We start from the raw sequence: 11,459 nt of genomic DNA, 5'->3' as shown, positions 1-11,459 counted from the left end.
GGAGTAGATTGAACTTGAAAATGTAAATGGGGCTCTGGCGATCTTCCTGAGTTTCCGCAACTTGCCAACACATCTCCATGTTTTACATAATTACCCTTAACTACTTTTATAGAGTCGTTTTTTAAATGGCTTAGTTGAGTGTATAATTTATCGCTATGTTTAATAACGATTGAATTTCCCCAATTATACTCTAAATTCATGTCCCCGATTGCATTGTCGCTAATACCATTAACGATTTGTTCAATCCAGCCATCAGCAGGAGCAATAACAGGTTTGTTATAACATAAAAAATCATCTACTTCTTTTCCTTCGTCTTTAAACGTTTCACCATCCTCTCCTAAAATTTGAAAATCCCATGCAAATTTCCATTTGTCTTTATGTGTAAATTCTCCATTATGGCCTTGACTAACTTTCCAATTACCCCAAAATGGCAACGAAATAGGAACAAATTTCCAATCCTGAAATCTCGACTGATGATTGATGTGCGCATAAAGATTATTTTCAGGACTGTTTTGTTGAATGGCAACAACTTCCGGTTTTAACTTGGGATTCTCTCTAAATTTCAGTACATACAAAAATACCAGCACTATAAAATTGAAGGGCAATGAATAAACGGATAATTGGTAAAACGCTAAAATGGTACTTGTACTAACAATAATTATTGAGATTAAAGGAGTTAAAAGCAGTACCCAAAGAAATGATTGTTTAGATGGAATGATAAAAAAACCACCAATAGCAATTGCCGTGAGAATATAATTAAAACCAATATATCCATAATTAAGCTGATTAATATCAGCTCCTATAACAATGTAAAAAAGGTAAGCCGAGAAGAATCCCAAGAGGGAGAGTAAGAATGAAATTCGGGAATAGATGAGTATTCCAATCGCGATAATAATTCCTGAGAATAATGAATACTGAAAAAAAATAGCTGCCAATGATCTAAAATAAATAACAATTGATTCGTGTAAATTCAGATTGGTGAACCATTCATAAATTTTCACCATGCCAATTCCACCAATAGCATACATCTCGTTCGCACTATAAATACCTCTTTCGCTAATGGTAAGAGCTGAGAATTCTCTTGTTGCTAAAATGGCTAACCATAAAACGATTAAAAATGGGATACTCAAATAGGGTAAGGCATATTTGCCGATAACCCCCTCTAATACCACACTTATAAATAGGGTAAATATGGATACGAAAGCGAGTAGCATAAAATACTCGGGGGTGGGTAAATAATAAATCCCCAAACCCAATCCAACCAATAATGAATTAAAACCATAATATCCTGCATTTATGTATGATCGATTGAACCCGATTAGATAAGCAGCTATATTGGATATGATTACAGCCATAAGACCACTTATTCCTGCATAGAGGTCGAAAAAAGTGACCACTATTAATAATCCGGCAAATAGTTTATTACTTGAAAAAAATATTTGAGAATATGAATTTAAAGTACTCTCTTTGAGCATTACATAACTTTTTTTCGCGATTTCTTTCATCAGCAGAAATTTAGAGATTGAAAGTTTTTAAATGTTCGGGGGTTTTTTCAAATGATGCAACGCTCTCCAAATCTTCATTATCTCTAATCACATGAGTCTTTCCTTCAAGATCGATAAGTACAATTTTAGGCCTTAAAGTAATAAACTGCATCCATTGTGTCATATTGTATGCTCCAATATTATGGATCACAACATGATCATCCTTGTTCAGCAGAGGCAGATTAATATTTTCCCTTATCACATCGATATTCATGCATAAAGGACCATAAATTGTCGTGTCTTCAGTATAGTTTGTAAATGCTTGGGCAGGTGTTAACTTGTGATCGTACCAAAACGAAGTAAATAATAAATTGACGCCAACATCAATAATTGTTGTTCTTCTACCATTGGCCAGCCGTTTATTGGCTATTACTGTACCTAATAAATAACCCGACTCATCAATCAAAGCCCTGCCGGTTTCCAAAATCAATAAAGGCAGGTTTTCAGGCTTGATCTGACTATTTAAAATAGCTGCTGTAATTGCTTCCGCATAATCATCAAATGTTGGGCTAACATCTGAACCCGGCAAATACGATCCCTTTAAATTATTTCGTGAAGCAAAGCCACCACCCATGTCGATATATTTAATAACATGGTCATACTTACGTTGAATACCTACAGCTAATTCTGAAAGTTTAGATGCTGCCATTGCGTATGCCTGCGCAGATAACATAAAGGTTCCAATATGGGTATGTAAACCTACCAGCTCTAGTTTTCTGGAATTCATGATTTTATTCAAAGCATCCCAAGCCTGTCCGTTTTCATAATTAAACCCAAACCTATCCCACATGGGGTAAACTCCGGTATCCATATTTACTCGGATTGCAACTCTAGGTTTATTTTGATGCGTGTCGGCAAGTTCTAAAATGGCGTATAATTCGTCCAAGTGATCGATGTGAATGAGCGATTCATTTTCAATAGCTAGAGCAAGATCTTTCTTTCTTTTATCCGGCCCGTTAAAAATAATTTTATTCCCTTCCACTCCACTTTTTAGTGCTTTTTCATATTCAAATCCTGATACGACTTCTGCCCATGACCCTTCCTGATGATAAATATTACAAATTGCATTTAGATAATTTGTTTTGTAAGACCATGCAAACTGAACTTTTGGATATCTGGTTTTAAAAGCGTCTTTAGCTTTTTTTAATGTTGCACGGATTTTTTTCTCCGATATCACAAATAAGGGTGATCCGAAATCATTAATTAAACTTTTAACACTTACATTATCAATATTTGTGGTTGGAGGATATTTGGTCGCCATTCCAAATTTACTTGGCATATTGCTTTCCAGTTTTTTAATTACCGGTCGCTCATATCTTTGTTTTTCCATTTTTTTTGTATTAAAAAATTATAATTCACCATTGGTTGACATTTGCTGGAATTCAGCAATATCAACAATCATATCATAAGCATATCTGACAAACATTTTACCAACTGAATAATTCTCGAATGGCAAAACTTTATTCCCAAGCGCTAGATTAACAACTGCTTCAGGAATATTTTGACCTGCTCCAACTGCTAAATAAATCCAGGCAGGCATCCGCGGATTAATTTCAAGTAAGTAAAATTCATTTTCGGAATTTTTCATAAGATCAAATTCGAAGGGGCCTTTCCATTTTGTGGAACGAATAAAATTATCTGTAATATCCAGTATTTTTTTATTGGAAATGGTTACTCCACCCCATGCTTTTCCTTTATCTGTAATATATTGTTTTCGCATTGGCACTGCTGCAATCGTATTTCCTTCTCCATCACCTAATCCTGTCACATTAAATTCAGTACCATGAATAAATTCCTGAATAATGATTGGCAATCCCCATTTAGCCGAGATTTTGTTGAACGCGGACTTGACCTGTTCATCGTTATAAACAATCGTGGCATCATAATATTTCCCTTTAACCAGCACGGGGTATGAAAAATCATCTTTAAGTTTAAAAATTGAGTCGGTTGAATGTATAATCTTACTTTGGGGGACATTGATATTGTACTTTTCCCCAAAAGCGTTCAAATTAACTTTATGACGTTCTTCAAATTGTGCCAGAGTGGGCAGAAGCATACTAATCCCCATTGCCTTTAACCTACTTTCTAGTTTCATGAAAGAGTAAAGTTCAGCATCAAAATTGGGAATGATGATGTCAATCTTTTCAATGGAATGAATAAATTCTATTCGCTCCATTAAGGGTTCTGCACCAGAGGAAGGGTATGGGATTTGATAGCTTTTCGCAACATGATCATGCATGTAAATTCCTGGTTCCAATGCATCATATGAAAGCCCGATAATTCTGGCCTCAAACGATTTAGCTTCCATCAGGCCTCTTATTACAGCAATCCCCGGGCCCGGACTATCTATAGCATTAAGAGCAGTTACTGCAATATTTAATTTATGCTTCATCTTCAAGGAGTTCGTATTGTTTAAGCATACTTGTAAAATCAAGGAAATCTTTTTCCAACGTGCTGTCCTCTACCTCGAATTTATCTTTGAGTTTTTTTGAAATTTCATTAAACCCTTTCTGTTCTTTCAATAAATTAAAAATTTCCATGCCTATAGGATTAACTGAATAAGATTCTCCATTCATCGGATTAAAAACCAACCCCGAATCACTAACAGCAATATCTCTTTTTATTTTCATGACCGATATATTTAGTAAAATATTTTATTTGCACTAAGATAGACTACAATATTAATACAAGGAAATAAATTGAGAGGTATAGAATTTTCAGAAAGAGTTATAAAATTCTTGCTTTTGAAGCAGAATAGTTAATTTTTTGAATTACATATACTATGTTTGTAATGCGAGAAAATAATAAAATGAATTCTTTAAAAAGTAACCGAAGTCCAATCCCTGATTTATTGAAAGGCTATGCAGTATTATTTATGATTCAGGTGCACATTCTGGAATTATTTATAGATAAACCTGGCCAGGAAAGTTGGGTAGGACGAACTTCATTGTTTTTAGGAGGCCCATTTGCTGCCCCGGTATTTATGATCATCATGGGTTATTTTATAAGTAAAGGCAAATTGAGTTTATTCCATGGAATTTTTAGGGGAATCAAGATCTTTATATTAGGACTTTTATTAAATATTGGACTAAATTTCCATTTGCTGGTTAAAATAATTTCTGGGGATTTAATGCTCAATCCATTGGAATATATTTGGGGGATTGATATTTTCTTTCTAGCCGGATCAAGCATTATCATTTTATCGCTCTTAAAATCGATCATAAAAAGAAAATACTGGATCATTCTAATCCTGATCCTTTTAATTAGCATTGGTACGCATTATATTAATCAGCTATTTTCAGATATAGAAACGGATTATTTTTTGCCTCTTATTGGGGGGGAATTTACATGGTCATATTTCCCATTATTTCCGTGGTTGGCTTATCCATTAATTGGATTTTTATTTTATAAGTGGGAAGATAAAATTGTTGATTTCAGACAAAAAAATAAACTTGTATTTTGGTTCGCTATCCTGGGCGTGTTTATATTATTGGTTGTATTTCTTGATTTTGGATTTAATTCGTCAATTAAATTAAATTATTATTATCACCATCAGTTCCATTACATGCTGTGGGCTATTGGTCTGGTAATACTATGGACTCTTTTATTGGAGATAACAGCGAAATATTTAAATGTAAAAGTTCGAAATTTTATTACATGGATGGGTATTAACGTAACAGCAATATACGTAGTACAATGGTTGATTATAGGGAATGTTTCAACAGCTATTTACCAGACTCAAAAAATTGAGACTTTTGGATTTTGGTTTGCTATTATATTGTTCTTTTCGATTTCGTTTGCTTATTTATATCACAAGTTAACTGCCAAGTCTCGGGAAGGATCACTTTAATTGCCCAGAGTGTCCTCTATGTTTCTGTGTGTTTCAGGATCTTTTTTAAATTCAGTCACTGAAACTCCTGTGATATTTTTAAATTGTGTAGATAGATATTGAACACTACTATAACCCATCATATAAGCAATTTCACTTAGGGTAAGCTCACCATAGTCAATGAGTTCTTTGACTTTTGTAATTTTTTGAAAAATGAAATACTTTTCAATGGTTGTTCTTTCGTGCTTTGAAAACAAGGAAGATAGGTGGGGGTAACTTAACCCGAATTTTTCTACCAGATAATCAGAGTTCCTAACCATCGCATTATAGGTAGAATTTCGAACCAGATCAATAATTGAAGTTTTTAATTGCTCCACGAGTATTTTTTCACGGTCCTCAACAATTTCAAATCCTGAATTATGGATTGACTCGACTATTTTTTCGAAAGGTATTCTTAATGGATCATATTTTATTGTAACCTGTCCTAATTTAACGTCCATAACAGTAACACCAATTGCCTCAAGATCCATGCGAATAATTCTTAAGCAACAATTACAAACCATATTTTTAAGAGAAAGCGATCTCTTAATCATGCTAATATCTGAATTGTTTAAATCCATATTCTATTTCAGCAGCGTTTTCCGGATAACTAAAATACTAAATATATTCCTGATATCTATATATCTATCGATTTATGAATAGTTTGATGTTTTCTTAAACGCTATTTTTTAACTACGTTTATCATTTATGATATACAGACATCTGAATGTATGAATACTTGTGCTTCTTGTATCAGAAAATGAAATGTAAATATTATCTTTTTGAAAGTTTTGAATCATGAATGTATACAAATTAATAAGTACATCCATTTATCCCAGTGTGATTAGCAATTGGCAAAATGATTAGCCTTCCATTATGTAAAGTTGTGAAGATGAAATCAATGTAAAGTAGGTTATTTTAAAATCTTCTCACAGCCCGGACTCTGTAAGCATTTGATTTATAGCCAAAGTAAGTAGATCCGTAATCGAAAAAGATGAATCCGCCGAAGTTGTCGAATGATTCAGTAGAGCTCCAATAATAATCGAATTGAAATCCATTCGTGGCTCCTAAAACCGTGTTTACAATAAAGGCGGCGTTGTAGCATTGATTTAGTTCCCAAACAGCAGGCAAGTACCAATCGCTATAACCTCCATTAGTGTAGCTATCACACAATTTTGCTGCACTGGTTGTATGGCCGCTTTGTGCAATAATTGCATTGGTATTGGCCTGACCATTTATAGGACTTTGAGCCGATGTACCAATTAATGAGGAAACATTACTCCAAACTACCAATGTGCTTAGATCAGTTAATGATGCGATCAACCCATGCTCAACTCCGCTTACCTTCCACACAGATACTACGATACCACCGCCATAGAGTTCACCAATATAATGTGTAAAGCCTCCACCCGTACTTGATGAATTTATTACATAGGGAGTACTGCTTGTCCCGGTTCCTGTTACGGTAACATTAGTTCCGGCAGTTACTTTGGTTTCAGAACCATCGGCAGTTACAATGTTTGGTTTATTTAGTATTCGTGCGTCGCCACTTGTTGCATTCCAATCCGCGTTCACATTAACCTCGGCTCCTGCAGCAATACCAGCCAGCTTCGTTGCATCAACGGAGGGATAACTAATTTTAGCGGTATTAGCAATAACAGCAGCATTATTAGTTACGTTTGTCTGAAAATCGCTAACCTGAGAAGCGGTAATATTTATGCCTGAACTTTTATTCCATGCCAGAAAAATCGGATCCGATTCTGTTCCACCCCCTGAAATATTTTCAGCAGTTTTAGCGTGAAATGCAAATGGTACTGTTAACAATTGACTTGTATTTGTTATGGTATAAGTTGTACCTCCAGTTGGATCGGTTTCAGTTTTAATAAAATATACTCCACTTGACCAGTTTATGGTATTAAATCCTGTGCCACCTCCTATTTCAATCGTGACTAGGCCATTTATATTAGTAGAAGGAGTTTGGGTTTCTGTATAAACGATAGTTCCGCTAGCTGAACCTTGCAGTATGCTTATTCTCATTCCAATAAATTGATTTGTAATGAGTTGACTGCTGCTATTACGGATGACTGCCTGATAGCTCATTTTTGTAGGAGTTTGAGCAAATACACTTGCAGTTACTAATACTGTAAATAGAATAGCATATATATTTCTCATAATTTTTAATTTTTAATGATTTTAAAAGCTTGAATTTCCTTATTCCCGTTAAATATTTGCAAAAAATATATGGAAGGGGTTAGATATCCAACTTCAATTTTAGTTTCATTATCGCTTAGTTTTTTACTGTCTAAAAGCCTTCCGCTGATATCATAGAGTTGATAAAACAAATTTGCTGCTTTGAAGTTCTCAATTTTCAGAGTAAGATAATTATTTGTGGGATTTGGATAAACCGAGTATTGTGATGAAATTTTTTCTGTTTCATTAAGTCCAACAACAGAAATATCAAATGGATGTTGAACTCCTTGAGCAACCGAACCATTCGGACCTGTATTAAAAAAATATACAATTTGCCCAATGGTGTAACTTATCGAGCCTCCGTTACCTGTAGCATTGCCACCAGTAGCGGGGATTACTTCTTGTGCCTGCACTATTGTTAACCCAAAGCATAAGAAAAATAGTGCGCTTAATTTTAGGTGTTTCAAAATTGTTGTCATATTTTATTTCATATAACGTATGTAAAGTATGAGTAGATAAATGTAGTTATACTTATGTACATTAGTTAACAAGATTTTTAGAATATGTTATATAATTTGAGGATTGATCGGTTAATAATGAGATTGTTGAGAGTATAGAAAAAGGTAATTTCAATTTTGTCCTATCCGGACTTACCACTATTGCGAGCTCATCGGGATGAACTTCTCGTCCAGTCAGTGAGTTTAAGGTATAAAAAAACGGAAAACCTTTGTTTAAAGGCATTCCGTTTAAATTGGTGGGCCCACCTGGACTTCCCGACATCGCGTTGCTCATCGGGATAAACTTCTCGTCCAGTCAATGAGCTTTAAGCATAAAAAAACGGAACACCTTTGTTTAAAGGCATTCCGTTTAAATTGGTGGGCCCACCTGGACTTCCCGACATCGCTTTGCTCATCGGGATAAACTTCTCGTCCAGTCAGTGAGCTTTAAGTATAAAAAAAAACGGAACACCTTTGTTTAAAGGCATTCCGTTTAAATTGGTGGGCCCACCTGGACTCGAACCAGGGACCAATTGATTATGAGTCAACTACTCTAACCAGCTGAGCTATAGGCCCTAAGTATATTGTTGTTTGATATACTTGCTTTCGATTAAAAAGCGAATGCAAATTTATATATTTTTATGTTTTAATAAGGTAATTTCTTAATTTTTTATTTCAATGACATTAATTAAAAATATCATTTTCGATTTTGGTGGTGTTATCTATGATATAGACTTTAGTTGCGCCAGAAATGCCTTCGCGGAAATCGGAGTCAGAAATTTTGATGAGCTTTATTCGCAAGCAAACCAAAATCATTTGTTCGAGAAATTGGAAAAGGATTTGATATCACCGGATGAATTCCGAAACGAGATGAGAAATATTACAAGCAAAGCACTTTCAAATGTGGAAATTGATGCGGCATGGAATGCCTTGCTTGTTGGGTTTTGTAAAGAAAGACTGGAATTATTGCAATCAGTTAGAAATAATTATAAAATATTTCTGTTCAGTAATACAAATAGGATTCATTATGCTCACTTTTTAAAGCAATTTCAAGACTTAACAAATTTTAGATCATTCGATGGGCTTTTTGTAAAGTCCTTCTTTTCATTTGATATTAAAAGAAGAAAGCCTGATATGGCAGCATATTCTCATATCATCGAGAAAATGAAATTGATTCCCGAAGAGACTTTGTTTATTGATGATTCAATACAAAATATTAAGACTGCCGGAGAGATTGGAATTAAATGCTGGCATTTGACGGAAGAAGTGACAACCTTATTTTCGAATAATAAACTTAAACAGGAAATTATTGATCAATTGATTTAGGATTTTTATAGAAAGCTTCAATTTCATTTAAAGTCTCATATATCTCATCAGGATTTTCCAAACTCACAAGTTTTATCTTAAAGGGTTTGAAATTTTCGAGCCCTTTAAAATAATCGCCGTAGTGTTTACGAATTTCATGAATACCCCTATTCTCTCCTTTCCAGTCCAGCGATTTTTCTAAATGCAATTTGCAAATTCTGACTTTTTCCGAAATACCGGGTTTGGTCAGCAATTCCCTGGTTTTAATAAAATGTTTAATTTCTCTGAATATCCAGGGATTTCCATAGCTCGCACGACCAATCATCAATCCGTCGACACCATAATTATCCTTGAAGTGTTTAGCGGTTTGAGGACTTGTAACATCGCCATTTCCGAAAACCGGGATCAACATACGTGTATTGTTTTTAACCTCTCTGATTAGCTCCCATTCAGCTGCTTCGCTTGATTTCATTGTTCGTGTTCGACCATGAATGGTAATTGCTTTAATCCCAACGTCCTGGAGTCGTTCAGCAATATCAACTATTTCACGGTGATTATTATCGTAACCCAATCGTGTTTTAACAGTAACAGGAAGTTTGGTCGCTTTAACCACAGCTTCAGTCATTTTAACCATTTTGGGGATATCATTCAGAATTCCTGAACCTGCTCCTCTTGCAACAACTTTACGAACAGGACAGCCATAGTTAATATCAATAATATCAGGTTGTGACGCTTCGGCATATTGTGTGGCTTTTATCATCGACTCGATATTATGTCCAAAAATCTGAATTCCGATTGGGCGCTCAAATTCCGAAAAATCCAATTTTTTGACACTTCTGGAAGCATCACGAATCAATCCTTCGGATGAAATAAATTCGGTATACATGATATCTGCCCCAAACATTTTGCATAAATATCTAAAGGGCGGATCAGTTACATCCTCCATAGGTGCCAATAATATTGGAAATTCTCCAACTTCAAGATGAGCTATTTTAACCATAAGCGTTTTGCAAACTGCAAAATTATTAATTTTACGGTCAATTAGAGATAAATTATATGAAGATTGAGACAGATCCAATACTTGCAAATTACTCGGCTCCATTAAAGTTAATAGCGTTACTTATTCTTTTAATCTTGTCACTCTTGTTTACTTCCTTGTTTGGGATTGCATTTGCACTTCCATTTTGGGGTTTTGATGTACTTGAGTTGACTGGTAGCTCAGATTATTCAAATCCAAGCACAATTAGCCTGCTTAAATATCTTCAGGTGGTAAATCAACTTGGCTTGTTTATTTTTCCTCCTTTATTGTTCGCTTATTGGGTTTCGCGTAAAATAGCTACTTACCTTTTGTTGAATATTAAACCGCAGTTAAGAGTTATTGTAATTTCAATCATGATCATATTTGTTTCGCTTCCCTTCATTAGCTGGCTCGCTGAGATAAATCAAACAATAAGTTTACCGGAGTCTCTATCGGGAATTGAAAACTGGATGGAAAGGATGGAAAGTAAAGCAAATGACCTAATATTAGCATTCTTGAATGTCAAGAGCTTGGGAGGGATGATGTTTAATATTTTTATGATCGCGATAATTCCAGCAGTTGGAGAAGAATTCCTTTTTAGAGGAGTAATTTTACGACTGTTTAAAGAATGGACTAAAAATGTACATATTGCTGTGCTAATTTCGGCATTTCTGTTTAGTGCTTTACATATGCAGTTTTATGGATTTATACCTCGTTTATTACTAGGAGTTATATTAGGATATTTGTTCGTTTGGTCAGGATCTTTATGGATTCCAATGTTAATTCATTTTATAAATAATGCTTTTGCCATCATTTATATTTATGCAACAGGTTCGATGGATTTGCTCAATTCTGATATTGATTCAATTGGAGCCTCTGATAATTCATTTATTATTGCCACCAGTGCGGTTTTTATGATTTTTATGATGTTGATTTTATATAAATGGTACAGAGATAAGCAAATAAACGAATCCGGTATTGGATCATAACACAGGTTTACCTTTTACATCCATGAAAGTATAGAGGGTTTTTATTTG

Annotated in this window: 11 protein-coding genes and 1 tRNA gene; 3 read left to right on the top strand and 9 right to left on the bottom strand. The window is 34.5% G+C overall.

The genetic code is table 11. The features are described from left to right. From KKG99_17355 to KKG99_17340, 4 genes are all read right to left on the bottom strand, one after another. Nucleotides 1-1,505, bottom strand: a 1,505-nt coding sequence (locus KKG99_17355; protein MBU1014765.1) for an urea transporter, incomplete at its 3' end; no start/stop codon positions are given. Nucleotides 1,506-1,515: 10 nt separating this feature from the next. Beyond that, nucleotides 1,516-2,874 carry an alanine racemase gene (locus KKG99_17350; GenBank protein MBU1014764.1) on the bottom strand — a complete coding sequence of 453 codons (1,359 nt, stop codon included), beginning with the start codon at nt 2,872-2,874 and terminating at the stop codon, nt 1,516-1,518. An 18-nt stretch (nt 2,875-2,892) separates the two neighbouring features. After that, nucleotides 2,893-3,936 (bottom strand): ATP-grasp domain-containing protein, encoded by a 1,044-nt coding sequence (locus KKG99_17345; GenBank protein ID MBU1014763.1) that lies wholly within the window; start codon nt 3,934-3,936, stop codon nt 2,893-2,895. Next, nucleotides 3,926-4,174, bottom strand: a complete 249-nt coding sequence (locus KKG99_17340; GenBank protein MBU1014762.1) for a PqqD family protein — start codon at nt 4,172-4,174, stop codon at nt 3,926-3,928. The genes KKG99_17345 and KKG99_17340 overlap by 11 nt, the downstream gene beginning before the upstream one ends. Before the next feature lie 179 nt (nt 4,175-4,353). Here KKG99_17340 and KKG99_17335 point away from each other — a divergent pair, with 179 nt between their 5' ends. Next, entirely contained in the window at nt 4,354-5,394 is a 1,041-nt protein-coding gene (locus KKG99_17335) for an acyltransferase (protein MBU1014761.1), read from the top strand. Here the strand turns inward: KKG99_17335 and KKG99_17330 are convergent. The 4 genes from KKG99_17330 to KKG99_17315 all read right to left on the bottom strand — a co-directional run bounded on the left by KKG99_17330 (nt 5,391) and on the right by KKG99_17315 (nt 8,675). Then, nucleotides 5,391-5,903, bottom strand: a complete 513-nt coding sequence (locus tag KKG99_17330) for an AraC family transcriptional regulator (GenBank protein ID MBU1014760.1) — start codon at nt 5,901-5,903, stop codon at nt 5,391-5,393. The two genes, KKG99_17335 and KKG99_17330, sit on opposite strands and share 4 nt — an antisense overlap. Nucleotides 5,904-6,330: 427 nt before the next feature. Then, entirely contained in the window at nt 6,331-7,584 is a 1,254-nt protein-coding gene (locus KKG99_17325; GenBank protein MBU1014759.1) for a DUF1566 domain-containing protein, read from the bottom strand. Between the two features lie 5 nt (nt 7,585-7,589). Continuing rightward, complete coding sequence (locus KKG99_17320; protein MBU1014758.1) at nt 7,590-8,081, bottom strand: T9SS type A sorting domain-containing protein; 492 nt, start codon at nt 8,079-8,081, stop codon at nt 7,590-7,592. Nucleotides 8,082-8,598: 517 nt separating this feature from the next. After that, nucleotides 8,599-8,675: transfer RNA gene (locus KKG99_17315), tRNA-Ile, on the bottom strand. A 102-nt stretch (nt 8,676-8,777) separates the two neighbouring features. Between KKG99_17315 and KKG99_17310 the strand changes: the two genes are divergently transcribed. Then, on the top strand, nt 8,778-9,425 hold the full coding sequence (locus KKG99_17310; GenBank protein MBU1014757.1) for an HAD family phosphatase: 648 nt from the start codon (nt 8,778-8,780) through the stop codon (nt 9,423-9,425). On the opposite strand, the gene dusB is transcribed toward KKG99_17310, so the two are convergent. Continuing rightward, on the bottom strand, nt 9,406-10,404 hold the full coding sequence (gene dusB / locus KKG99_17305) for a tRNA dihydrouridine synthase DusB (GenBank protein ID MBU1014756.1): 999 nt from the start codon (nt 10,402-10,404) through the stop codon (nt 9,406-9,408). The two genes, KKG99_17310 and dusB, sit on opposite strands and share 20 nt — an antisense overlap. Nucleotides 10,405-10,460: 56 nt before the next feature. On the opposite strand from dusB, the gene KKG99_17300 reads away from it, so the two are divergent. Beyond that, nucleotides 10,461-11,411, top strand: coding sequence for a CPBP family intramembrane metalloprotease (locus tag KKG99_17300; GenBank protein ID MBU1014755.1), 951 nt, complete (start codon nt 10,461-10,463; stop codon nt 11,409-11,411). The last annotated feature ends 48 nt before the right edge of the window (nt 11,412-11,459 follow it).

It is taken from the genome of Bacteroidota bacterium (genome assembly GCA_018816945.1).
Taxonomy (GTDB): Bacteria; Bacteroidota; Bacteroidia; order Bacteroidales.
The sequence above is the reverse complement of the archived record's forward strand: the minus strand, read 5'-3'. Positions and strand labels throughout refer to the sequence as shown.

What these genes read in the sequence shown, in the direction of transcription:
- KKG99_17350 (MBU1014764.1), bottom strand. Translation starts at nt 2,874, where the DNA reads ATGGAAAAACAAAGATATGAGCGACCGGTAATTAAAAAACTGGAAAGC.
- KKG99_17345 (MBU1014763.1), bottom strand. Translation starts at nt 3,936, where the DNA reads ATGAAGCATAAATTAAATATTGCAGTAACTGCTCTTAATGCTATAGAT.
- KKG99_17340 (MBU1014762.1), bottom strand. Translation starts at nt 4,174, where the DNA reads ATGAAAATAAAAAGAGATATTGCTGTTAGTGATTCGGGGTTGGTTTTT.
- KKG99_17335 (MBU1014761.1), top strand. Translation starts at nt 4,354, where the DNA reads ATGAATTCTTTAAAAAGTAACCGAAGTCCAATCCCTGATTTATTGAAA.
- KKG99_17330 (MBU1014760.1), bottom strand. Translation starts at nt 5,903, where the DNA reads ATGGATCTTGAGGCAATTGGTGTTACTGTTATGGACGTTAAATTAGGA.
- KKG99_17325 (MBU1014759.1), bottom strand. Translation starts at nt 7,584, where the DNA reads ATGAGAAATATATATGCTATTCTATTTACAGTATTAGTAACTGCAAGT.
- KKG99_17320 (MBU1014758.1), bottom strand. Translation starts at nt 8,081, where the DNA reads ATGACAACAATTTTGAAACACCTAAAATTAAGCGCACTATTTTTCTTA.
- KKG99_17310 (MBU1014757.1), top strand. Translation starts at nt 8,778, where the DNA reads ATGACATTAATTAAAAATATCATTTTCGATTTTGGTGGTGTTATCTAT.
- dusB (MBU1014756.1), bottom strand. Translation starts at nt 10,404, where the DNA reads ATGGTTAAAATAGCTCATCTTGAAGTTGGAGAATTTCCAATATTATTG.
- KKG99_17300 (MBU1014755.1), top strand. Translation starts at nt 10,461, where the DNA reads ATGAAGATTGAGACAGATCCAATACTTGCAAATTACTCGGCTCCATTA.